The 23,382-nt window shown below is 68.6% G+C and carries 27 protein-coding genes and 2 pseudogenes; 27 read left to right on the top strand and 2 right to left on the bottom strand.

Translation table 11 applies throughout. The features are described 5' to 3' along the window. The 8 genes from CAP13_RS04645 to CAP13_RS04620 all read left to right on the top strand — a co-directional run. Positions 1-446, top strand: a 446-nt coding sequence (locus tag CAP13_RS04645) for a DNA cytosine methyltransferase (RefSeq protein ID WP_179184934.1), incomplete at its 5' end; no start/stop codon positions are given. A gap of 20 nt (positions 447-466) precedes the next feature. Then, positions 467-1,018 (top strand): hypothetical protein, encoded by a 552-nt coding sequence (locus CAP13_RS04640; protein WP_085830440.1) that lies wholly within the window; start codon positions 467-469, stop codon positions 1,016-1,018. After that, positions 1,011-1,190 carry a hypothetical protein gene (locus CAP13_RS09675; RefSeq protein WP_143764889.1) on the top strand — a complete coding sequence of 60 codons (180 nt, stop codon included), beginning with the start codon at positions 1,011-1,013 and terminating at the stop codon, positions 1,188-1,190. Before CAP13_RS04640 ends, CAP13_RS09675 begins: the two co-directional genes overlap by 8 nt. After that, a complete protein-coding gene (locus CAP13_RS09905; RefSeq protein WP_179184933.1) occupies positions 1,190-1,327 on the top strand; it encodes a hypothetical protein in 138 nt (45 codons plus the stop codon). The genes CAP13_RS09675 and CAP13_RS09905 overlap by 1 nt, the downstream gene beginning before the upstream one ends. A 173-nt stretch (positions 1,328-1,500) precedes the next feature. Beyond that, positions 1,501-1,680, top strand: a complete 180-nt coding sequence (locus tag CAP13_RS04635; protein ID WP_085830439.1) for a hypothetical protein — start codon at positions 1,501-1,503, stop codon at positions 1,678-1,680. Between the two features lie 67 nt (positions 1,681-1,747). Next, positions 1,748-2,197: a hypothetical protein gene (locus CAP13_RS09900; RefSeq protein WP_179184932.1), complete on the top strand. Its 450-nt coding sequence runs from the start codon at positions 1,748-1,750 to the stop codon at positions 2,195-2,197. Positions 2,198-2,253: 56 nt separating this feature from the next. Further along, positions 2,254-3,669: an AAA family ATPase gene (locus tag CAP13_RS09670; RefSeq protein WP_425429833.1), complete on the top strand. Its 1,416-nt coding sequence runs from the start codon at positions 2,254-2,256 to the stop codon at positions 3,667-3,669. After that, positions 3,666-3,908, top strand: a complete 243-nt coding sequence (locus tag CAP13_RS04620) for a cupredoxin domain-containing protein (protein ID WP_085830437.1) — start codon at positions 3,666-3,668, stop codon at positions 3,906-3,908. The genes CAP13_RS09670 and CAP13_RS04620 overlap by 4 nt, the downstream gene beginning before the upstream one ends. 164 nt (positions 3,909-4,072) lie before the next feature. Here CAP13_RS04620 and CAP13_RS04610 read toward each other — a convergent pair whose 3' ends face one another. Further along, the gene (locus tag CAP13_RS04610; protein WP_245798907.1) at positions 4,073-4,267 is read right to left on the bottom strand and encodes a hypothetical protein; all 195 of its coding nucleotides are present in this window, start codon (positions 4,265-4,267) and stop codon (positions 4,073-4,075) included. A gap of 165 nt (positions 4,268-4,432) precedes the next feature. Further along, positions 4,433-4,555, bottom strand: coding sequence for a hypothetical protein (locus tag CAP13_RS10370; protein ID WP_281248981.1), 123 nt, complete (start codon positions 4,553-4,555; stop codon positions 4,433-4,435). Between the two features lie 1,129 nt (positions 4,556-5,684). On the opposite strand from CAP13_RS10370, the gene CAP13_RS10225 reads away from it, so the two are divergent. From CAP13_RS10225 to CAP13_RS04500, 19 genes and pseudogenes are all read left to right on the top strand, one after another. Next, the gene (locus CAP13_RS10225; RefSeq protein ID WP_085830434.1) at positions 5,685-5,936 is read left to right on the top strand and encodes a hypothetical protein; all 252 of its coding nucleotides are present in this window, start codon (positions 5,685-5,687) and stop codon (positions 5,934-5,936) included. Next, positions 5,825-6,424: pseudogene (locus CAP13_RS10480) on the top strand (DNA cytosine methyltransferase); the annotation flags it as partial. The gene CAP13_RS10225 and the pseudogene CAP13_RS10480, both read left to right, overlap by 112 nt. 787 nt (positions 6,425-7,211) lie before the next feature. After that, a complete protein-coding gene (locus tag CAP13_RS10220; RefSeq protein WP_085830433.1) occupies positions 7,212-7,955 on the top strand; it encodes a hypothetical protein in 744 nt (247 codons plus the stop codon). 1 nt (position 7,956) lies between these two features. Continuing rightward, entirely contained in the window at positions 7,957-8,109 is a 153-nt protein-coding gene (locus CAP13_RS09890) for a hypothetical protein (protein WP_179184930.1), read from the top strand. A gap of 23 nt (positions 8,110-8,132) precedes the next feature. Further along, positions 8,133-8,483 carry a hypothetical protein gene (locus CAP13_RS04580; RefSeq protein WP_085830432.1) on the top strand — a complete coding sequence of 117 codons (351 nt, stop codon included), beginning with the start codon at positions 8,133-8,135 and terminating at the stop codon, positions 8,481-8,483. Between the two features lie 3 nt (positions 8,484-8,486). Next, positions 8,487-9,407: pseudogene (locus CAP13_RS10475) on the top strand (terminase large subunit domain-containing protein); the annotation flags it as partial. A 122-nt stretch (positions 9,408-9,529) separates the two neighbouring features. Beyond that, complete coding sequence (locus tag CAP13_RS04570; RefSeq protein ID WP_085830431.1) at positions 9,530-11,218, top strand: terminase TerL endonuclease subunit; 1,689 nt, start codon at positions 9,530-9,532, stop codon at positions 11,216-11,218. 2,137 nt (positions 11,219-13,355) lie between these two features. Then, complete coding sequence (locus tag CAP13_RS04555) at positions 13,356-13,598, top strand: hypothetical protein (protein WP_085830428.1); 243 nt, start codon at positions 13,356-13,358, stop codon at positions 13,596-13,598. Continuing rightward, complete coding sequence (locus CAP13_RS04550; protein WP_085830427.1) at positions 13,598-15,814, top strand: phage major capsid protein; 2,217 nt, start codon at positions 13,598-13,600, stop codon at positions 15,812-15,814. The genes CAP13_RS04555 and CAP13_RS04550 overlap by 1 nt, the downstream gene beginning before the upstream one ends. 68 nt (positions 15,815-15,882) lie before the next feature. Next, the gene (locus tag CAP13_RS04545) at positions 15,883-16,314 is read left to right on the top strand and encodes a hypothetical protein (RefSeq protein WP_085830422.1); all 432 of its coding nucleotides are present in this window, start codon (positions 15,883-15,885) and stop codon (positions 16,312-16,314) included. 31 nt (positions 16,315-16,345) lie between these two features. After that, entirely contained in the window at positions 16,346-16,543 is a 198-nt protein-coding gene (locus CAP13_RS04540; protein ID WP_085830426.1) for a hypothetical protein, read from the top strand. Positions 16,544-16,550: 7 nt separating this feature from the next. Next, entirely contained in the window at positions 16,551-17,906 is a 1,356-nt protein-coding gene (locus CAP13_RS04535; protein WP_085830425.1) for a phage tail tape measure protein, read from the top strand. After that, positions 17,882-18,100: a hypothetical protein gene (locus tag CAP13_RS04530; RefSeq protein ID WP_085830424.1), complete on the top strand. Its 219-nt coding sequence runs from the start codon at positions 17,882-17,884 to the stop codon at positions 18,098-18,100. Before CAP13_RS04535 ends, CAP13_RS04530 begins: the two co-directional genes overlap by 25 nt. Positions 18,101-18,155: 55 nt before the next feature. Further along, a complete protein-coding gene (locus CAP13_RS04525) occupies positions 18,156-18,737 on the top strand; it encodes a major tail protein (protein ID WP_085830423.1) in 582 nt (193 codons plus the stop codon). A 68-nt stretch (positions 18,738-18,805) separates the two neighbouring features. Further along, a complete protein-coding gene (locus tag CAP13_RS04520) occupies positions 18,806-19,237 on the top strand; it encodes a hypothetical protein (RefSeq protein WP_085830422.1) in 432 nt (143 codons plus the stop codon). A gap of 53 nt (positions 19,238-19,290) precedes the next feature. Beyond that, positions 19,291-19,521, top strand: a complete 231-nt coding sequence (locus tag CAP13_RS04515) for a holin (RefSeq protein ID WP_085830421.1) — start codon at positions 19,291-19,293, stop codon at positions 19,519-19,521. A 95-nt stretch (positions 19,522-19,616) separates the two neighbouring features. Continuing rightward, positions 19,617-20,516, top strand: coding sequence for a CHAP domain-containing protein (locus CAP13_RS04510; protein WP_085830420.1), 900 nt, complete (start codon positions 19,617-19,619; stop codon positions 20,514-20,516). 311 nt (positions 20,517-20,827) lie between these two features. Next, positions 20,828-21,106 carry a 30S ribosomal protein S15 gene (gene rpsO / locus CAP13_RS04505; RefSeq protein ID WP_085830419.1) on the top strand — a complete coding sequence of 93 codons (279 nt, stop codon included), beginning with the start codon at positions 20,828-20,830 and terminating at the stop codon, positions 21,104-21,106. Between the two features lie 144 nt (positions 21,107-21,250). Further along, positions 21,251-23,382: polyribonucleotide nucleotidyltransferase (locus CAP13_RS04500; protein WP_085830418.1), on the top strand; the 2,132-nt coding region annotated here is incomplete at its 3' end.

The raw sequence follows: 23,382 nt of genomic DNA, 5'->3' as shown, positions 1-23,382 counted from the left end.
CGCTCAACGTCACCGACGTTGACGCCGTGCTCGTGGCGTCCGACACGCAGGCCCACGCATCCGTCTCAGAGGGCCTGTCACCGGCTCTCACGCGCCACGCGGCCAAGGACGCGCCGGTCGTGGCATTCGCGGCCAACCAGCGCGGCGAGGTGAGGCTCCAGGGCGGGGACGGGTTGATCACCGGCGCGATACCCGCGTCACAGCCCGGCAAGCAGGTGAACGGGGTCGCCGACGGAGCGGTGCTGCGACGGCTCACGCCCACCGAGTGCGAGCGGCTGCAGGGCTTCCCGGACGGATGGACCGACGTGACGTTCCGTGGCAGGCCCGCCGCAGACACCCCGCGCTACAGGGCGCTCGGGAACTCCATGGCGGTGCCCGTCATGCGGTGGATCGGCGAGCGCCTGGCAGCGGCGGACCTGCTAGCGGGAGGTGAGGGGGCGTGGTGACGATGAGAGAGGGGTCCGACATGGCCGAGGTGATCGAGTACGACGAGGAGCGCTTCGAGTCCGACGTGAAGGTGATGGAGGAGTACGCCGAGAGCGAGTTCGCCGTCCCCGAGATCACGCTCAGCGTGATGGGCGCGGATGACTCGCATCGGAGTTACACGCGGGACTTCGCCGCCCACGCGGCGAAGCTGCTGCGCGGGGCTATGGCCGAGATCGAGCGGCTGAAGGAGGCCCGCTACGGCATCCTGGACGAGATCGGGTGGCCCCGCTACGAGGACGGGCGGCCCGTGCTGATCGAGGACACGGTGATGTGCGCCGATGGATACGATCGGGCCGTCAAGGCCGTCGAGGTCGCCGGGTCGAGCTGCACCATGCGCTTCGAGTCAGAGGCCACATGGGAGATCGCCAGGGGCGTGCGATTCCGCCGCGCCCGCGACACCTGGCCGCAGCTCATGGCTGACATATCCTCCTACGTGGACGGGCGAGACCCGTCGGACCTCGACGCCGACGAGGCTGCCGCGCGAGGCTTCATCCGCCGCGCCGAGGCCCTGGCGGGTGGTCGCGGTGAGTGAGGGCGATGCGCCACGGGACGAGGAGATGCGGGAGGCCGTGGGCCGGTGGCTCAGCTACGTCGTGCAGGCGACGCCGGACCACGAGATCGAGCCCGTGGCGGCGGCGCTGGGGGCATTCGTGGGGGACGTGCGCTCTGCGGCGCAGTCCATGCTGGTCGAAAGAAGGGCGTGATGATGGGCGAGATCACGTCGGGCGACGCGCTCTCCTTCGGGGCCGAGTTCCTCATCGTCTTCGCGGTCGCGTACCCTATCGTGAGGGCGGTGATCGCGCTGGCGGAGCGCCTGGCCGAGTGGATCGACGGTCTGTGACCTGTGTCCGCACGATGTGGTATGGGGTGCCGTTCACCGGCGAAAACATACCGTTCATGCGTTCCTATCTTACAACACAAATAATACTTGCCGATATTACAAAGCATGCTATACTTGAGTTGTAAGAAAGGAAGGGGATAGAAGAAGCCCCGACCGAGCAGAAGGAGAAAGAGATGTTCGACTACCGTGCCATCAAGGACCAGGTCACCGACTACGTCAGCGGCTACGAGGAGGATTTCGACATCGACGGCATCATGGACGAGCTCCGCGCCATCGAGCCCGAGATCCGGAGCATCGACGACGTCGATGGCTTCGACGAGGTCATCCAGCGCCACGACGTGAGCGGCGAGTAAGCGGGCAGGCGAAACCGGCCCCGTCGACCGGGCGGGGCCGACAGGCGGCGGACGAGGGGAGCCGGCCATGAGGAAGATCATCGACAACCGCAAGTACGACACGGAGACGGCGCGCAAGCTGGCCGAGGTCAGCCACGGCGCGCAGAGCGACTTTAAGCACTACGAGGAGACCCTGTACGTCAAGCGCACCGGCGAGCACTTCCTGTACGGCTACGGCCACGCCGCGAGCAAGTACGCGGAGTACGTCGACGGCGGCGGATGGGGCGCGGGCGAGAGGATCATCCCGCTGACCTACGCCGAGGCCCGCGAGTGGGCAGAGCGCGAGCTGGACGCGGACGAGTACGAGGGGATCTTCGGCGAGGTGCCGGAGGGCGACGACGGGAGCGTGACCGTGTCGCTGCGCATCAAGGCGTCGACCCGCGAGCTGCTGCGGCGCATGGCGTCGGAGTCCGGGCGCGCGCAGGGCGAGATACTCGACGAGATCGTGTCGCGCGCGCCGAGGGGCGGTGGGGAGTGAGCACCGACCCCATCCGCCTGCAGCCCGTGGTCGCTGCCGGTGCCCGAGGGGCGGAGATGGCTCGACGGGGAGTGACATATCAAAATCGAACGGGGCCCCGTCGGAGACGATCCGGTGGGGCTCCCGCCATCAGAAGGAGGATTGGACCGCATGGGGGACCACGAGGACCTGAGGGAGGCCGTCGGGTGCATAGACCNGAGTGGGTCGAGGAGAACTCGGACGACCTGCCCGAGGACACCAACGCGGACTGGGACGAGCCGGTGCGGCTCGCGCCCCCGCTCATAGGCACCGAGGATGCGGGCGTGCTCCGGTGCGGCCAGAAGATGGTGGTCGCGGGGCCGTCCAAGGCTGGCAAGAGCTTCGCGCTCATCGACCTCGCGGAGGCCATCGCGTGCGGCGGAGAGTGGCTCGGGTGGCCGTGCCTCAAGGGGCCGGTCTACTACGTGAACCTCGAGATCGCGGACGAGAGCTTCCGCCAGCGCCAGCACATGGTGTGGGAGGCCCGCGACGCCCACGGCGAGACCGGCGACGGGCTCGACGAGGTCAAGCGTAACTTCTACAGATTGGACCTCAGGGGCCGCGCGCAGGACATCGGCAGGCTCGCCCCGGCCATCGTGAGGCGCGTGCTCAAGCGGGCGCCGAGGGGCGGCTTCCGCGCCGTCATCATCGACCCGATCTACAAGGTCAACGGGGGCGACGAGAACGACGCCTCCGCGATCTCGCGCTTCACCAACGCGCTCGACCTCATCGCGTCGCAGCTCGACGCCGCCATCATCTACGTGCACCACCACGCGANCCCAAGCAGATCCGCTTCCTCGAGTCGCGCGGCTTCCGGCGCGTCGGCACGTGGCGCATGGACGAGGCCTCGTCGCTCATCGCGCGGATCAGCGCGAACTCGTGGCGCACGCCCCGCGGGATCGACCCCGCCACGTACGTCCCAGGCGGCGCGTCGTGAGCCCGCGCCAGGCGGAGATCGCCGACCAGATCGGCGCCGTGTGCCTGACCTTCGACAAGCTCATACGGGACCTCGAGCGCCTGATGCGGCGAATCGAGCGGCTCGAGACGAGGATCTCCGGCGTGTACGCCGAGGGCTACGCGGACGGCGTGAGGGAAGCGACCGAAAGGAGACCGAGATGAGCAAGAGGATCTACGTCGTGATGGAGCGGTGGGCCACCGGCGAGCCGGAGACGGGACGCCCGTCCATCGCGTACATGAACCGTGGACGGGCAGATGCGGACGCGGCGCGGCGCGGTGAGTCCGGCCATGGCGTGCTCTACGAGGTCGTGGAAGTGGCCCTTGTGGCCGAGGACACTTGCCACATCCAGATGCCGATCATCGACTGGGAGACCGGCGATCGCGACTGCGTCTGCTCCGCATGCGGGGCGAGCATCGACCCGCAGGACTTGGCCGAGGCGGACGGGCACTGCCCAAACCGCTGGGCAAGGGTTATCGACGATAAGGAGGAGTCATGAGCTGCAGATACTGCAATGGCGAGTGGGGAGACGACATCAAGGAGGCCGACCTTCTCTATCAGGAGATGGACGACACCACGGTCAGCGTCCACGTCCCGGAGGAGGGCTCGCTGGATGACGACCTCGGCCCCGTCCTGTACGCGGAGGTCGGGATCTTCGGCCACACCTTCACAAATAGGTACCCGATCCGCTTCTGCCCCATGTGCGGGCGCGACCTGAGAGGGGGCGGTGAGGGGTGAGCGGCATCCTCGACGTGTGCTGCGGCCCCAGGTCCTTCTACTTCGACAAGGCNCGCACGGCGCGCGAGTGCGGGGCGTCCGAGAGGTGGTGCCGCACGGCGGTGCCCGTCGCCCTCGACCAGGTGGACGCCTACGGCTTCGACCGCGTGAGGGCGGGGCTGGGCCTAGCCGAGGGCTGAGCCGCCGCGCTCCATGTCCTCGCGTATGAGCCGCTTGATGTACCCCTGGCGGTTCCCCTGGGCCATGAGGTGCTCCCAGATGTCGGCCTCCGACGGGTAGAACCTCAGGTCGGTCCGCTTGACCTTCTCGGCGACGTAGCGCCGGGAGGCGCGCTTCTGCGCATCGCTCTGGGCCATCATTCGCCCCCCATCTTCGATTTGATGATCCCGGCCAGCAGGTTCGCGATGAGCGATCCGGCGAGGACGATGAAGAAGAATTTTACGTCTTCCATGGCTGGTACCTCCTGTTGTATGATTTCGATCGAGTGGGAGGCGGGGTTTCCAGGCCCCGCCGTCCCTAGTCGCCTACCGCCTGAAGCGCTTGCCCCGCTTCGGGCGGTTTCTCATCCTCTCGAGCACCGCTGCGGAGATCAGGTTGCCGACCGTCGCCGCCGCGATCGCGAGGATGAGCTGCTTCACGTCTTCCATATCCATCACCTCCTTCCGTGTCTACGCCTACAATTATAGCACGTGTGCTATAGATAGCAAGGTGATCTGAGATATTTTTGCCAGGTCGTGCCAGGTCGTGCCGACTCTTGCCAGGTGCTGCCGGGTCGTGCCGGATCAGACGTGCNCCATGCGGGCCGCCATCGCAGCGTGCCGGGACGCGGGGCGGCCGCCCACGCGGGAGAATGTCCGCGAGGAGATGGCGCTGTCCGGGCTCGAGGTGACGCCGACGCAGCTCACCAACTGGACGGTGAACCGCGCCGGGTGGAGCCCGATCAGGGCCGCGCGGGAGGAGGCGACGGGCCTCCACGTCCTCTGCGACATCGAGGCGGAGATGGCCGAGTCGGTCGAGGGGCTCGACGGCAGGGAAGCCTTGTAACCACGTTGTTACAACGTGACAAGGTGCCTTGTTGTAACACCGTTGTTACAACATACAGCCCCCCTTGTTGTAACGGCTTATATAACCTTGTTTACAACAAGGGGTGTCACCCCTCACTCGGGGGCCTGCCTCCGGCACGCTCGGGGGCGCGGTGAACCGCGCGCCCCTCGCTCTTCGCGGGGGCTCGGCCGATGCAAGCCCCGTCGCGAATGTAATTCCGATACGACAACCGAATAGGAAGGTGCCAATGAGCCACGAAACAGGGGCCGGCGCGCCGCGCAGGGTCGAGGGCTTCCTGCCGATGCGGCCGCCGACCGTCACGCACAACGACCTCAGGGTCCGGGGGCGCGGGGGCGGGCGCTTCGTGGGGAAGTCGGACCGCCTGCTCGAGGCCGAGGCCAAGATCGAGGCGGCGCTGGGCGGCATCGCGCCGGGGGAGCCGCTCGCGGGGCCGGTGGCGCTCACGCTCCNCCCGCCGCACCTCGACCGTGGCCACGGCTGGCAGGCCGCCAAGTACGGCGTGCTCGGCCCGGGGTGGAGGGACGACCTGGCGGCGGGCTTCCGCGAGTGCCTGCGGGTGCTCGCCCCGGGCGGGACGCTCGTCTTCAAGTGGAACGAGTACGCCGTGCCGCTCTCCGAGGTCCTGGCGCTCTGCCCCGCCAAGCCGGTCTTCGGCGTGCGCAGGCCCAAGGCGGCCAGGACGCACTTCATCGTCTACCACAAGGAGGGGTCATGACCGGATCGTACCCGGACGGCGTCACGGACGCCGACATAGAGCGGGAGATGGACGCGGGCGGAGCGCCCGAGGAGTGCGGGATATGCAAGCTGTACAGATGCGATCGCGGATGGGATGCAGGAGTGTGCTTCGACGCATGGTGCTGCAAGCGCGACCACGACCCGCTCGACCGCGCCGTGCTGGCATCCACCGGCAGCGGCATGAAGTGCTGGACCGGCCACTTCGAGCCGGAGGAGGGGGCGTGGTGATGAGGTACGTGTCGCTCTTCAGCGGCATCGAGGCGGCGAGCGTGGCCTGGGGGCCGCTCGGGTGGGAGCCCATGGCCCTCGCCGAGATCGAGCCCTTCCCCTGCGCCGTGCTCACCGAGAGGTACCCGGATGTCCCCAACTTGGGGGACGTGACGGAGATCGACTGGAAGGGTTTCATAGATGATCGCGGAAGGCCAGATGTCGTTGTGGGAGGAAGCCCCTGCCAGTCCTTCTCCGTGGCCGGGAACCGCACCGGACTTGATGGTGCCTCCGGCCTCATGTGGGAGTACGTTCGAGCTGTTCGCGAGCTCCGTCCTCGATGGCTCGTCTGGGAGAACGTCCCGGGGGCGCTGTCGAGCTCGGGCGGGGAGGATTTCAGATGCCTGCTCGGCTCCATGGATGAGCTCGGGTACGGTCTTTGCTGGCGCGTACTGGACGCGCAATTCTACGGAGTGGCCCAGCGACGCCGCCGTGTCTTCCTTGTCGGACATCTTGGAGACGGACGCGCCGCAGACGTACTCCTTGAGCCCGGAGGCCTGCGCTGGGATGCTCCGACGGGCCGAGAGAAGAGGGCGGAGCTTGCCGCTCGAGCTGGACGCGGCCCTGAGGGCGCGGGCGCAGGGGCTGCCGGGCGGTGCCTGACGCAGTACGGGGAGGAGGTGGCGGGCACGCTCACCGCGCGCGCCGACTCCTCGCCCTGCGCCGACCGGGGGCCGTCGGTCCTCATCGCCCGCGGCTTCAAGTACCACGCTGGCGTGACGGGATCAATCGGCTACGGCGAGGCGTCGCCGACGCTCGACGCGAGCATGCCGCCCGCCGCCATCGCCCACGGCTCCAAGCCACACGCCGGGCCTCACGCCGGGTCGATCGCGTACGGCAGCGTATCCCCAACGCTCGACACGGGCAAGCCAATGGGCGTGCTCCAGGTCAAGGGAAACTTCGTCGCGAGGGACACATCGCAGAACGGCGCGCCGTGGTGCGACCCGGACGGGGGTGGGGCCTACACGCTCAACGTCACCGACGTTGACGCCGTGCTCGTGGCGTCCGACACGCAGGCCCACGCATCCGTCTCAGAGGGCCTGTCACCGGCTCTCACGCGCCACGCGGCCAAGGACGCGCCGGTCGTGGCATTCGCGGCCAACCAGCGCGGCGAGGTGAGGCTCCAGGGCGGGGACGGGTTGATCACCGGCGCGATACCNCCCCAGACCGGCGGCCCCAGCCAGGATTTCGATCCGCCCGCCGTTTTTTCTCCCCAAGGATGCGCAAGGAGGCCATGTGGACTTCTCCGTCACGCCCGATTTCGGCCTCGCCGCCGACCTCGACTTCTCGCTCTCAGACGTGGACGTCGCGGGGGACGACGACGGGGTCGGGTGCGGGCGCTACGTCCGGCCGCGCGTCTACGGCGGCACCCTCGGGGCCGTCGAGTACGAGCACGCGCTCGACCTCGCCGAGGGCATCGAGCTCTCCGACGGGTACCGCGCCTTCGCCTTCGTCTCCGGGAACTTCATCTTCGGCGACCTCCTGGAGGCCATGGTCGACCTCGGGAGGATCGCGCCCAGGCGCGTCACGATCCAGACGCTCAGCATGTCAGAGGAGAACGTCGACTCGCTGCGGAACGTGATCGAGATGTCGCCCGGGCTCGAGTCGCTGCGCCTCATCCTCTCCGTCTACTTCTGGGGGCACGAGCGGCACCCGGGCGGCCTCGTGCCGTACCTCTACGAGCGGCTCGACCTCCCCGACATAGAGTTCGACTGCGCCTTCGCGAGCATCCACACGAAGATCGCGACCATCGAGACGGTCGCGGGCCACCGAATCGTCATGGACGGCAGCGCGAACCTGCGCAGCAGCCGGAACATCGAGCAGATGCGCATCGAGGTCGACCCCGCGCTGCACGCCCACATCGAATCATTCGCCGACCGCGTCTTCGCGGCCTACTCGACGATCAACCGTGACGAGCCCCGGCCGAAGCCCGTGAGGGGCGGCAGGCTCTGGGGCTCCGTGACGAGGGGGGAGGGCTGACATGGCATCCGGATCGCACGGCGGCAAGGGCGGCTCCCGCAAGGGCACGACCAAGGCCAGGGAGCGCGGCCGCAGGCGCAAGAAGAAGGACAAGAAGAAGGACAAGAAGAAGCGGGGCGGTCAGGTCGACCTGTACCCAGACATACCGTTCTAGGGCTAGCGAGGGGGGGCGCTGCGATGGCCGGACGGAAGCAGGCTGAGTCGTGGGACGCCGAGGAGGCGGGGCAGATCACCGGCCTCGTCACCTCCGGCAGCGGCATCGACGAGGTGTGCGCCTTCACGCGCTTGACCAGGTCGCAGGTCGACGCCAGGTGCCGGGCGACCTTCGGCGAGGGCTTCGACGCCTTCGCCGCGCGCCAGCGCCTGATCGGGAACGCCATGTTCAACAAGGCGTTGTTCGACGCGGCCTGCGCCGGCAACGCCAAGGCGATGGACATGTACGCGAGGATCGCCACCGGCTACAGCCCGCTCTCGACGCGGGACGGCCCGGCGAGGGGGAAGCCCAAGGGCGAGGCATTGGAGCTGTAGCGAGTGGCCAGATCCGAGTACAGGACGAGGAAGCGGATCACGGAGCCGGCCATCGCCGGGTGGATCCGCACCGTCGAGCGCCGGGCGATCCCGGTCTGCGCCGACCAGGTCGCGCTCGCCGCGCACGTCAAGCGGGTCTTCGCCACCGAGCGCCTGCGCATCGACCGCGAGAGGCTCGCCCGGTACCTCGGGTACCAGCGCTACTTTCCCTTCGACCTCGCCGAGGAGGAGCGCTTCCTCCTCGCGCTCTGGCTCTGCGTCTACGGCGAGGACGGGCTGCCCCGGTGGCCGGACCTCCTCCTCTACGTCTGCCGGGGCTGGGGCAAGACCTCCTTCGCGGCCTTCTGCGCCTTCTGCCTCATCTCACCGGCCAACGGCATCCCGGCCTACGACGTCGACATATGCGCCACGACCGAGGACCAGGCCCGCATCGGCTACCTCGACCTGTGGCGGATCATGGAGGCGTCGCCCGACCTCTTCTCCCAGGGCTTCACCTGGAACAAGATCGAGCTCTCCTGCTTGGAGACCCAGTCCCGATACAAGTTCTGGTCGGGCAACTCGAACTCGAAGGACGGCATGCGCTCCGGCGCCGTGTTCTTCGACGAGGTGCACGCCTACGAGGACAACGCCTCGATGGAGGTATTCACCGGCGGCCTCGGCAAGAAGGACGAGCCCCGCCGCCTGATGACCACCACGGACGGCACCGTGCGCGACGGCCCGCTCGACGAGATGAAGGGGCGCGCCCGCGCGATCCTCGAGGACGGGGAGCCGGACGGCGGCTTCCTGCCCTTCATGTGCAGGCTCGACGACCCGCGCGAGATCGAGGACGAGTCGCTGTGGCCGAAGGCGAACCCGCGCCTCCTCACCTCCAAGTCCCTCATGGCGGAGTACCGCCGAGAGGTCGCCGAGTGGCGCATCTCGCCGGCGCGGCACCCGATGGTGCTCACCAAGCGCTTCAACCTCCCCGAGCAGCGCCGCGACATCGCGGTNCGCGGGACGGCCCGGCGAGGGGGAAGCCCAAGGGCGAGGCATTGGAGCTGTAGCGAGTGGCCAGATCCGAGTACAGGACGAGGAAGCGGATCACGGAGCCGGCCATCGCCGGGTGGATCCGCACCGTCGAGCGCCGGGCGATCCCGGTCTGCGCCGACCAGGTCGCGCTCGCCGCGCACGTCAAGCGGGTCTTCGCCACCGAGCGCCTGCGCATCGACCGCGAGAGGCTCGCCCGGTACCTCGGGTACCAGCGCTACTTTCCCTTCGACCTCGCCGAGGAGGAGCGCTTCCTCCTCGCGCTCTGGCTCTGCGTCTACGGCGAGGACGGGCTGCCCCGGTGGCCGGACCTCCTCCTCTACGTCTGCCGGGGCTGGGGCAAGACCTCCTTCGCGGCCTTCTGCGCCTTCTGCCTCATCTCACCGGCCAACGGCATCCCGGCCTACGACGTCGACATATGCGCCACGACCGAGGACCAGGCCCGCATCGGCTACCTCGACCTGTGGCGGATCATGGAGGCGTCGCCCGACCTCTTCTCCCAGGGCTTCACCTGGAACAAGATCGAGCTCTCCTGCTTGGAGACCCAGTCCCGATACAAGTTCTGGTCGGGCAACTCGAACTCGAAGGACGGCATGCGCTCCGGCGCCGTGTTCTTCGACGAGGTGCACGCCTACGAGGACAACGCCTCGATGGAGGTATTCACCGGCGGCCTCGGCAAGAAGGACGAGCCCCGCCGCCTGATGACCACCACGGACGGCACCGTGCGCGACGGCCCGCTCGACGAGATGAAGGGGCGCGCCCGCGCGATCCTCGAGGACGGGGAGCCGGACGGCGGCTTCCTGCCCTTCATGTGCAGGCTCGACGACCCGCGCGAGATCGAGGACGAGTCGCTGTGGCCGAAGGCGAACCCGCGCCTCCTCACCTCCAAGTCCCTCATGGCGGAGTACCGCCGAGAGGTCGCCGAGTGGCGCATCTCGCCGGCGCGGCACCCGATGGTGCTCACCAAGCGCTTCAACCTCCCCGAGCAGCGCCGCGACATCGCGGTCACCTCGTGGGCGAACCTGGTCGCGGCGTCGCGGCCGGTCGAAGCCGAGCGCCTGCGCGGGCTCCCGTGCGTGGCGGGCGTCGACTACGCGCTCGTGACCGACATGGTCGGGGCGTGCCTGCTCTTCCGCGTCGGCGACGGCGAGTACGCCTCGGTGACGCACGCCTGGTGGTGCACGAGGTCCGCCGACGCCGGCGAGGTCAAGGCCCCGCTCGGCGACTGGGCGGCCGCGGGGCTGCTCACGGAGGTCGACGGCGTCGAGATCCCGACCGAGGACGTCGCCCGGTGGATCCGCTCAACCGCCGACTCGCTCGGGGCGCGCATCGAGTGCGTCGCGGCCGACACCTACCGCTTCTCGCTCATGAGGCGGGCCATCGTCGACGTCATCGGCATGGACGAGACCCTGCGCGGCGCGGACCAGCAGGTGTGGCTGACGCGGCCCTCCGACATCATGCGGGTGCAGCCGGTCATCGACTCCGCCTTCGCCAGGCGCGCGATCGCCTGGGGCGAGAACCCGCTCATGCGGTGGGCGGCCAACAACGCGAAGCTCGAGCCCGCGCCCAACGGCAACTTCAGGTACGGCAAGATCGAGCCGCACTCGCGCAAGACGGACCCCTTCATGGCGCTGGTCCACGCCTTCACGGTGGCCGACCGCATCCCCGAGGACGCGCCGGCCGCCTTCGCCGAACCGGTCTTCTGGTGAGGCCGAATTGAAAACGACAACTTGATATGGAGGCCGCGGTGCCGAGGTTGCAGAGGAAGACCGCTCACGACGACTACGAGGCGTTCGTCGAGAAGTTCAAGCCGAAGAAGACCACCGACGACTGCTACACGCCGCAGGGGGTCTACGACGTCATCCTCGCCTACGCGGCGGAGCGCTTCGGATTCGACCCGGCCGACGCCGTGAGGCCGTTCTGGCCCGGCGGCGACTACGAGTCGTTCGACTACCCGGAGGGGTGCGTCGTCGTCGACAACCCGCCCTTCTCCATCCTCTCGAAGATCAAGCGCTTCTACATGGAGCGCGGCATCCGCTTCCTCCTCTTCGCCCCCTCCCTCACGTGCCTCGGCAGCGACATCCCGGGCGTGGCCGCGATCGTGTGCGACGCCAAGATCCGCTACGAGAACGGCGCGATCGTGCCGACCTCCTTCGCCACCAACATGCTCGACGGCATCAGGGCGGAGTCCTGCCCGGAGCTCACCGAGGCCATCATGGCCGAGCAGGAGAGGGGCAGGCCGGAGGCGCCGACCGTCCCGAGGTACGAGTACCCGGACGAGATCGTGACCGCGGCGATGCTCCAGCGCCTCGCCAGGTACGGCGTCCGCTTCGAGGTGCCCGACGCCGAGTGCCGGCGCGTGTCGCGGCTCGAGTCCCAGCGGGCGCTCGGCAAATCCATCTACGGTGGGTGGTTGCTCCTGTCCCGGCGCATGGCCGAGAAGAGGCGCATGGCAGAGCGGCGGCGCCTCGATGCCGAGCTGATGCGCGCTGGAGCGAACGCCTGCCTCGACGACGGCANGGACCGGCCCTCACCGTGGTCGGCAAGCTCGTCGGCGCGACCGGGAGCATCGCGGGCGGCGTCTCGGGCGCCGTGAAAGCGGTCAACACATTCAAGACCGCGATGACCGCGACGAACCCCGCGCTCATCGACGGCTACCGCAAAAGCGGCGACCTCGCGGGCAGGCTCGGCCTCATGGCGAACCAGAGCGTCGCCGCAGCGGGCGGGGCGAAGCGCTTCTCGGCGGCCGTCGAGAACATGGAGCGCCGCACGGGGAGGATGGTCACCGAGCTCACGCCCGCGCAGGCGCAGATGGCGTCGTTCGCCAACGGCACGAACAGGGCGCAGATGGCGCTGACGAGCTTCGTGTCCACCGCGATGGGCGCCGTCGGCATCGCCGCGACGGCGTACACCGTCGCCAGCGTCGCGAACGAGGTGTACAGGCTCTCGATCGGCTACGAGCAGAACGCCGAGGCGGCGAAGTCCGCCGCGGCGGGCGCATCGAGATTCGCGGAGACCATGACGGCGACGCAGGGGGCCGCCGTCAACCTCGACGTGGCCATGGACGCCAGCGGAAACACCATCAGCGGTCTCCAGAGCACGACCTCCGAGGCCTTCTCGAACATCGTGTCCATCATCCAGCAGAGCATGGCGCAGTCCGGGACGATCACGCAGCAGGCGGCCGAAGAGATCGCGAGGAGCTTCGAGCGCATCCGCCAGGCGTCGGACAACGAGGCGTCCGCCTTCGCGAACGTGATCGCCGCGGTATCGGGGGCCTACGACAAGCTCGACAGCTCGAACGTCTCCCAGTACGTCGCCGACGTCAAATCGGCGTTCGATACCGGTAAGACCCAGCTCGAGGGCAACCTCAAGGACCAGCTCCAGCTGATCCAGTCCTACCACCAGCAGGTGGGCGACGTCGGGTCCGAGGCGCACCAGCGCGACGTGCAGGCGGCGAAGGACGCCTACACGAGGCAGCTCGACACCATCGAGCAGGCCAAGGATCAGGCCCTCTCGAAGACGAGCGAGCTGTACAGCGAGATCGGCGACGAGACGATGAACGGGTTCGCCAAGATCTCGGAGCTCATCGAGCGGAACAAATACAGCGGCGCGCTCGACGGCGGGATCCTCTCCGCCCTGAACCTCCACNAGGGCGACACGGGCCCGCAGGGGCCGCCCGGCGAGTCGGCCGGGGCCTTCCTCGCGGCGCACCCGGTCGGCAGCTACTTCGAGACGAGCGATCCGTACTTCTACCCGCCGTCGCAGGGCGGCACGTGGGAGCGGGTCAGGGGCACCGGGCCGTACACGTGGCACCGGACCGCATGACATGGGAGAGGGGATGCATCGATGAGCAGGACCACGGGTTTCTCGCGGTACGTGTGCGACCGCTGCGGGACCACCGTCCACGCGCCGGACGGCGGGCAGGAGGTGCAGGCGTGGCAGGAGGTCAAGCGCGTCACGGCGAGCGGGACCGGCATCACGCGCCTGCTCTGCCCGGCGTGCGCCAAGGCCTACTACGACCTCGCGCAGGGGCAGGACACGGGATTCACGGCCTTCATGGAGGCCGGTAGGAAGAGGGAGGAGCAGTAATGGCCTTCGAGATCATCGACGGGCAGACGGGGGTCAAGCACATCTCGTCCGACGACCTCGCCGCGCTCAACATCGGGCTCCTCGGGACCGACTCGTGCGTCTTCCGCTTCGGCGCGGACTTCGGCGTCACGGTCAACTCGGCGAACTCGGTCACCGTGGGCACGGGCGCGGGGATGGTGGACGGCAAGCGCTTCTGGGGGCCGTCCGCGACCACCGTNAGCCGGCCGACCCCGACCCGGTTCCCGCTCCGGCGGACCCGGATCCCGAGCCGCGCGGCTTCCAGCGCCTCGCGCGGATGCTCGCTCAGTAAGCAGAAAAAACGAATGATAGGAGCACAAATGCCCATCAACCTCAACTCCGCCTCCAAGCAGGCGGTGCAGGCGCTCGCCCAGGCCTTCGCCTCCGACGACGGCGCCCAGGTCGAGCAGGCCCTCGACGGCCTGCGCGAGTCCATCCTCGCCGACACCGCCGAGCAGTACCGCGAGGCCGTCGCCTCCAACGACTCGGCGATCCTCGCCCAGCGCGGCTTCCGCCAGCTCACCAGCGACGAGACCGCCTACTACCAGCGCGTGATCGACGCGCTCTCCGGGGCCAACCCCCGCCAGGCCTTCGCCGACTTCGCGACCACCCCGGACAAGATGATGCCCGCCACGATCTTCGACGAGATCCTCAAGGGCATCCAGGAGGCGCACCCGCTGCTCGCCGCCGTCAACGTGGTCAGCGTCGGCTACATCACCGAGTGGCTGCGCAACAAGCACACCCGCCAGCTCGCGGCGTGGGGGAGCGTCGGCGAGGCGGTCACCAAGGAGATCACCTCCGCCTTCGAGGTGGTCGACGTCAAGCAGGGCAAGCTCTCCGCCTTCGCCCTCGTCTCGATCGACATGCTGCGACTCGGCCCCGTGTGGCTCGACGGATACATCCGCACCGTCCTCGGCGAGGCCCTCGCGTGCGGCCTCGAGACCGGCATCGTGACCGGCAAGGGTGTCGCCGGCGAGCCCATCGGCCTCGACCGCGACATCCACGAGGGCGTGAGCGTCAACCAGACCACCGGCTACCCCCGCAAGAAGGCCGTCGCGGTGAAGGACCTCACCCCGGCCTCCTACGGACCGCTCGTGGCCAAGCTCGCGAAGGACGAGAAGGGCCGCGACAAGGTCATCGACTTCCGCGACGGCGGCTCGGGCCTCGCGCTCATCTGCTCGAACTCCGACTACCTGACGAAGATCATGCCCGCGACCACGCTGCTCACCTCGGGCGGCGTCTACGCCCGCGACCTCTTCCCGCTGCCGACCGAGGTCTACCCGTCCGTCGCCGTCTCCGACGGCGAGGCGATCCTCGCGATCATCGGCGAGTACGACCTCTTCGCGGGCGGGAACCGCGGCATCGAGTACAGCGACGAGGTGAAGTTCCTCGAGGACCAGCGCGCCTTCAAGACGGTGCTCTACGCCTTCGGCCGCGCCGTCGACGACACCTCCGCCGTGCTCCTCGACATCTCGAAGCTCGACCCCGCGTACACGACCGTCAAGGTCGCCGGCGNGGCGTCGTGGAGATGGCCTACGAGGTCGAGGTGCTCGGGCGCTGACGCCCGGTCCGGCAGGCCGAATCAGAAAAACGAAAATCCGATAAGGAGGACACGCATGGCGGGTCAAGAGGGAAGCGTGCGCTTCGGTCTGAAGCGCGCGTTCTGGGCGAAGAAGCTCGGCGAGGGCAAGTACGCAAAGCCGGTGGCTTTCAAGTACCCGAAGTCGGTCGACATGTCCGACAAGTCCGGCAGCAAGTCGATCATCTACGGCGGCGACCGCGCCGTCTACACCAACGGCGGCGGGGGCTCCCGCGAGCTCGGCGTCACCATGACGCACTTCGACCGCGAGTTCCTGAAGGAGATCCTCGGGCAGACGGTCGACGCCGAGGGCGGCGGCCTCGTCGAGAGCGCCTCGGACGTCATGTCCGCCTTCGCCTTCGGCATCGAGACCAACTCGGACCAGGGCGCCTACCGCACCTGGTTCCTGGACTGCACGAGCTCCAACGTCAGCTTCTCGCCGAAGACCAACGAGGAGAGCATCTCCGAGGTCTCCGAGACCGCGACCTTCACCGCCGTCGAGGCGACCATGAAGGGCGGCAAGAGCATGACCATGTACACGCTCGAGCCGGGCGACTCCGGGTACGACGCGGCGTTCGACGCCGTGCCGTTCTCCGACGGCAAGACCGCGCAGCCGTAAGGGCCGGCAGCAAGACGGGCACACGGGGGCGGCCGGGGGGCCGCCCCCTCTCTTTCAGGGGGTAATCCATGGCATCACCGGACAGCACCGCGACGGTCACCGTCGGCGGCGAGGAGCTCGAGATCGCGGCGACGAACCGCGCGTGCATGGTCTACGCGCGGGAGTTCAAGCCCGGGGCCGAGGCACCGTACACGGGGTCGCTCGTCGGCGACATCATCACCGAGTTCACGGCCGACACGGGCCAGCGCTTCCACTCGTGGGCGGACCTGCCGCACGTGCTGGGCGCCGTCTGGGCCATGGCCACGGCTGCGGGCTCCACGAAGCAGAAATGGCCGCGCTTCCTCGATCGCGTGATGGGGTCCGACGCGTCGGTCGCGGAGGTGACGGCGGCCACGACCGAGCTCTTCACCGACGGGCACCTCGGGTCGCGCACCTTTTTTCGGCAGCAAGCGGGAGCGGACGCTGCTGGAGAACCCGACGCGGAGCCGTCGGGGGAGTGACCGGGAGGACGCCCCCACGGCCGAGCAGCGCATGTGGCCCGACGAGGCCCGCGTGCTCGCGCTCATGTCGGCGGGCTTCACCCACAGCGAGGCGCTCGACCTCACCCCGCTCGAATCGAAGATCTACCTGGGCATATCGGCCGCGTGGGCGGTGCCGCCCGGCGACCGCGTCGGCGGCGTCGAGCCCGCGACCGCCGCGCAGGCGAGGGCTCTTCTGACGGGAGGCTGATAGACACATGGCCGACGAGTACAAGGGCCTGCACGTCCGCTTCCGCGGCGAGGACGGCGACCTCACGAGGGTGCTCCGCAGCATCGGCTCGGAGGCGAGGACCGCGCAGTCCCGCCTGCGCGGCGTGCAGAGCGCCCTCAAGCTCGACCCCAAGAGCCCGGCGCTGCTCGCCGAGAGGCTCAAGTACGCCTCGGAGGCGGCCACCAGGACGCGCGAGCGCCTGAACGCCCTCAAGTCGGCGCAGGAGCAGCTCGCGGCGTCCGGTGACACGACCAGCGAGGTCTACCAGCGGCTGTCCTACGACATCGCCCGCACCGAGGCGTACTACAGGCGCGACGCGGCGGCCCTCGTCAAGGTCACCGAGTCCATGACGGCGCTCGGCAGGGCGTCCACCGCCCTCGACGCGTACGCGGCCAAGGCGGCCGCCGCCTCCGCGAGCATCCAGGGGCTCGGGTCGAGGCTCACGACCGGGGTCACGCTGCCGATCGCCGCCGCCGGCGGGCTCATGGTGAAGAGCGCCGTCGACGTCGACACGGCGCTCACCGGCGTGCGCAAGACGGTCGACATGACCGAGGAGGGCTACCGCAAGCTCAAGGACGGCGCGGTCGAGCTCTCGAAGACCCAGCCCGTGAGCGCGTCGGCCATCCTCGACATCGAGACCATGGGCGGCCAGCTCGGGTGGGCCAACGACCGGCTCCAGGACTTCGCGATGACGGTCTCCGGCCTCGACATCGCGACCGACATGGACGCCGACACCGCGGCGACCAATCTGGCGCAGTTCGCCAACGTGACGCGGATGGCGCAGGACCAGGCCCAGAACTACGCGTCGGCGATCGTCGGGCTCGGCAACAACATGGCCACGACGGAGAGCAAGATCTCCGACATGGCCCTCAACATGGCCTCGGCCGGCACGCAGGCCGGCATGAGCCAGGCCGACATCCTCGGCGTGGCGGCGGCCGTCTCCTCACTCGGCATGGAGGCCCAGGCGGGCGGCAGCGCCTTCAGCAAGACGATCAACGAGATCGGCATGCAGGTCTCGTCCGGCGGCGACGGCCTCGAGAAATGGGCGCAGCTCGCGCACATGAGCGCCGAGGAGTTCAAGAGCGCCTGGGGCTCGGACGTCACCGGGACCTTCGAGCGCGTCGTGCAGGGCATGTCCGAGGTCTCGGCCAACGGCGGCGACCTCAACACGACGCTCGCCGAGCTCGGCATCACGGAGCTCCGCCAGTCGGACCTCATGCGCCGCCTCGCCGGCAACTCGGACCTCCTGACGCGCGCCGTCGACCTCTCGAACACCAGCTGGCGGGAGAACACGGCGCTCGCGCGCGAGGTCGGNTCGTGCCGGGCACGACGCGCGACGTGATGGCCGGCTCCCGGCGCGTGGCCGAGGTCACGCCCTACACCGTCGAGCTCTACGAGCGGGGCAGCTCGCTCGCGCTCGAGGCAAAGGTGGAGGCCGCGCTCACCGCGGCGGGCCTCCCGTTCACAAGGCGCTGCGTCCCGCTCTCGGGCGGCGTCGTGGAGATGGCCTACGAGGTCGAGGTGCTCGGGCGCTGACGCCCGGTCCGGCAGGCCGAATCAGAAAAACGAAAATCCGATAAGGAGGACACGCATGGCGGGTCAAGAGGGAAGCGTGCGCTTCGGTCTGAAGCGCGCGTTCTGGGCGAAGAAGCTCGGCGAGGGCAAGTACGCAAAGCCGGTGGCTTTCAAGTACCCGAAGTCGGTCGACATGTCCGACAAGTCCGGCAGCAAGTCGATCATCTACGGCGGCGACCGCGCCGTCTACACCAACGGCGGCGGGGGCTCCCGCGAGCTCGGCGTCACCATGACGCACTTCGACCGCGAGTTCCTGAAGGAGATCCTCGGGCAGACGGTCGACGCCGAGGGCGGCGGCCTCGTCGAGAGCGCCTCGGACGTCATGTCCGCCTTCGCCTTCGGCATCGAGACCAACTCGGACCAGGGCGCCTACCGCACCTGGTTCCTGGACTGCACGAGCTCCAACGTCAGCTTCTCGCCGAAGACCAACGAGGAGAGCATCTCCGAGGTCTCCGAGACCGCGACCTTCACCGCCGTCGAGGCGACCATGAAGGGCGGCAAGAGCATGACCATGTACACGCTCGAGCCGGGCGACTCCGGGTACGACGCGGCGTTCGACGCCGTGCCGTTCTCCGACGGCAAGACCGCGCAGCCGTAAGGGCCGGCAGCAAGACGGGCACACGGGGGCGGCCGGGGGGCCGCCCCCTCTCTTTCAGGGGGTAATCCATGGCATCACCGGACAGCACCGCGACGGTCACCGTCGGCGGCGAGGAGCTCGAGATCGCGGCGACGAACCGCGCGTGCATGGTCTACGCGCGGGAGTTCAAGCCCGGGGCCGAGGCACCGTACACGGGGTCGCTCGTCGGCGACATCATCACCGAGTTCACGGCCGACACGGGCCAGCGCTTCCACTCGTGGGCGGACCTGCCGCACGTGCTGGGCGCCGTCTGGGCCATGGCCACGGCTGCGGGCTCCACGAAGCAGAAATGGCCGCGCTTCCTCGATCGCGTGATGGGGTCCGACGCGTCGGTCGCGGAGGTGACGGCGGCCACGACCGAGCTCTTCACCGACGGGCACCTCGGGTCGCGCACCTTTTTTCGGCAGCAAGCGGGAGCGGACGCTGCTGGAGAACCCGACGCGGAGCCGTCGGGGGAGTGACCGGGAGGACGCCCCCACNGGCACCGATTGACCACAAGCGAAAGGACAGATGAATGAACGACTACGGCGCATGGCTGAAAGCGGCCCTCGTGCGCGCGGTGAAGACCGGCGCGCAGACCCTCGCGTCCCTGATCGGCACGGGCGCGGTCGGCATCCTCGACCTCGACTGGGCGCAGATGGCGGGCGTCACGGCGACCGCCGTGGTGCTCAGCCTCCTCACGAGCGTGGCGGGCGTCCCCGAGGTGGGGGACGGCGCGAGCCCGCTTTCCAAGGGCGGCGAGTGACGTGGACGAGCTGACCGACGAGATGAAGGCCCTGATCATGGCCCAGGACGCCACCGACGAGCCCGACGCCGTGGAGCCGGAGGGCGGTGAGGCCGATGGCGACCGCTAACGACCTCGTGGCCACAGCCGCGCAGGAGGTCGGCTACAGCCGCTGGCTGGACCCCCTGGCGGGGACCAAGTACGGGCGCGAGTACGCGAAGCGCATGAACTCCGCCTGGTTCGGCGGCAACGGCGTGCCCTATTGCGCGATGTTCGTCTCCTGGTGCCTCTGGCAGATCGGGCTCTCCGTGCCCGGGTACCCGACGGCGTACGTCCCATCCGGCGTGGAGGGGGCACGCAGGGCAGGGCGGCTGCTCTCGGACCCCCGCGACGCGCAGCCGGGGGACATCGTGAACTTCGACTGGAACCCGAACGCCCACGACGGCGCGGACCACGTCGGCATCGTCGAGGCCAACCTCGGCTGGTGCCTGCAGACGATCGAGGGCAACACCAGCTCCGGCTCCGGCGGGAGCCAGGGCAACGGCGGCCTCGTGGCGCGCCGCCGCCGCACGTGGGGCGTCGTGCACAGCGTCATACGCCCGGCCTTCGACGGGCAGGCCGCGCAGGCCCCGATGCAGGCACCGCAGCCGCAGGCCCCGTCGAAGCCTGCCAAGCTGGCCGAGGACGGGTACTGGGGCCGCTCAACCACGGACGCCCTCCAGTACGTCGCCGGTACCGTGCGGGACGGCGAGATCTGGGGGCAGTACACGGCCCACGCCTGGCGGCTCAAGGGCTGCACGCAGGGCTGGGTGTACAGCCAGAGCCCCAAGGGCTCCCCGGCCATCCGTTTCCTCCAGCGGGCCTGCGGGGCCGATCCCGACGGCATCATGGGGCCGGGCAGCATCAACGCGTTGATCCGGTGCCTGGGAAACGGGATCCAGGACGGCGTGCTCGATGCGCCGAGCAAGGCCATCATGGGCTTGCAGCGCTGGCTCAACGGCAAGATGGGCTACTAGACCGCATCACGATGCGCACCTCCTCCACCTTCGGGTGGGGGAGGTTTTTTCATTAGTCGGCCTTCCACCTTGTTATGGGGAGGTGGACCGGTTCTCGGTGCGTCCCTATTTCGTCCTAAAGCTCGTAACATGCGGTTTTTACTGTCACTTGTGAATGAATAATGGCAGCTCATGGTTCTTTACGCATCTCAAGTATCACTATTGGTACAATCTACCGGTCAATACCCCGTACTTGGTCCCCCGCTCCACCGGCGGTCTCCCAGTTCGGGGCGAACAAAGGGCCCGTCGGCCCTGAAGAAGAAAGGTGCATCATGACCATCTCCAAGGAGCGCAAGGCGGAGCTCACCGCCAAGTTCGGCAAGAACGCGCAGGACACCGGCAACTCCAAGGTCCAGGTCGCCATCCTGACCGACCGCATCAAGGAGCTCACCGAGCACATGAAGTCCCACCAGAAGGACTTCCACACCCGCCGCGGTCTGCTGATGCTCGTCGGCAAGCGCCGTCGCCTCCTCTCCTACATCAAGAAGAGCGACATCAACGAGTACCGCGAGCTCATCAAGGAACTCGGTATTCGCGACAATATCCAGTAGCGATCCAGTGCATGCAGGGGCGCGGGCGATCCGCGCCCCTTTTCATGTGGGGGCCCGAAAAATCGCGCCCTACACCGCCCGGCAAAACGCCGCCGGGCACTAGGCAGCCCGTGCGCAATGCGGCGCACGGAGATGAGAGGAACAATGACACTCGTATCCAAGACCTTCGAACTCTACGGCAAGACGTACACCCTCGAGTCCGGTGAGCTCGCGAAGCAGGCCACCGGCGCCGCCCTCGTCAAGCAGGGCGACACCACGGCCCTCACCACCGTGGTCGTCTCCCGCGAGCGCAAGAACTACGACTTCTTCCCGCTCACGGTCGACTTCGTCGAGAGGATGTACGCGGTCGGCCGCATCCCCGGCGGCTACCTGAAGCGCGAGGGCCGCCCGTCCGACAAGGCGACGCTCACGGCCCGCATGATCGACCGCCCGATCCGCCCGAGCTTCCCCGACGGCTTCCGCAACGAGGTCCAGATCGTGGCCACGTCGCTCGTCGCCGACCAGGTGAACCCCATCGACGTCATCTGCACCATGGGCGCCTCGCTCGCCATGACGCTCGGCGGCGTCCCCTTCGAGGGCCCGCTCGCCTGCGTGCGCATCGGCCGCAACCGCGAGACCGGTGAGCTCATCGTCAACCCTACCTACGAGGAGCGCGCCGCCTCCGATCTCGATCTCGAGCTCGCCGGCACCCGCGACTTCATCTCCATGGTCGAGGCCGGCGCCGACGAGGTCTCCGAGGAGGACATGCTCGAGGCCATGCGCTTCGGCCAGGAGGCCATCGGGGCCTTCTGCGACGCCCAGCTTGAGTTCGTCGAGGAGTGGGAGCGCGTGAACGGCGAGATCGTCCCGCGCGAGTACCCGCTTGACGTCCCCTCAGAGGAGGTGCACGAGCGCGTCTTCGCCCACTACGATGAGATGGCGACCGCGCTGCGCGACGCCGACAAGCTCGCCCGCCAGGACAAGGTGGCCGAGCTCAAGGAGGCCATCCGCGCCGAGTTTAGCGAGGACGAGCTCGTCGAGTGGGAGCGCGACATCCCCGTCCAGCTCAAGAAACTCGAGAAGCAGGCCATGCGCACGATGGTCGTCGAGACCGGCGAGCGCGTTGACGGCCGCGCGGCCGACGAGATCCGCCCGATCATGGTGAAGCCTGGCTACCTGCCGCTCGTGCACGGCTCCGGCCTCTTCCAGCGCGGTCAGACCCAGGTCCTCTCCGTGCTCTCGCTCGGCATGCTGAACGAGGGCCAGCGCCTGGACACCATCGAGCCCACCGAGGGCAAGCGCTACATGCACCAGTACAGCTTCCCGCCCTACTGCACCGGTGAGACCGGCCGCGTGGGCGCCCCGAAGCGCCGCGAGATCGGCCACGGCGACCTCGCCGAGCGCGCCCTGCTCCCGGTCCTCCCCGATGAGAACGAGTTCCCCTACGCCCTCCGCGTCGTCTCCGACGTCATGGAGTCCAACGGCTCGAGCTCCATGGCGAGCGCCTGCGGCAGCTGCCTGGCCCTCATGGACGGCGGCGTGCCGCTGAAGCGCCCCGTCTCCGGCATCGCCATGGGCCTCATCCAGGAGGAGGGCAAGACCGTCGTCCTCTCCGACATCCAGGGCGTCGAGGACTTCCTCGGCGACATGGACTTCAAGGTCTGCGGCACCGAGCGCGGCATCACGGCGCTCCAGATGGACAACAAGGCCACGGGCCTCACCTTCGAGATCCTCTCCCGCGCCCTCGCCCAGGCGAAGGAGGGCCGCGCGTTCATCCTCGACAAGATGCTCGCCGAGATCGACGGCCCGCGCGCTGAGACCCGGCCCACCGCGCCACGCATCGTCTCGATCAGCGTGCCGGTTGACAAGATCCGCGAGGTCATCGGCTCGGGCGGCAAGGTCATCCGCGGTATCCAGGATGAGACCGGCGCGTCCGTGGACATCCAGGAGGACGGCACCGTCTACGTGGGCGGCACCGGCGAGAGCGTCGAGGCTGCCGTCGAGCGCATCCAGCTCATCGTCAAGGTCCCCGAGGTCGGCGAGGTCTACACCGGCCGCGTCGTCTCGATCCAGCCCTTCGGCGCCTTCGTGAACCTCCTGCCGGGCAAGGACGGCCTCCTGCACATCTCACGCGTCGCCCAGGGCCGCGTTGAGAAGGTCGAGGATGTCCTGAACATCGGCGATGAGGTCGAGGTCACGGTCATCGAGGTCGACGACCGCGGCAAGATCTCCCTCGATCGCCTGAACAAGCCCGAGGCCCCCGGCGGCGGGCACGGCGGCGAGCCCCGCGACCGCGG

It is taken from the genome of Collinsella vaginalis (genome assembly GCF_900176655.1).
GTDB lineage: Bacteria > Actinomycetota > Coriobacteriia > Coriobacteriales > Coriobacteriaceae > Collinsella > Collinsella vaginalis.
The sequence above is the reverse complement of the archived record's forward strand: the minus strand, read 5'-3'. Positions and strand labels throughout refer to the sequence as shown.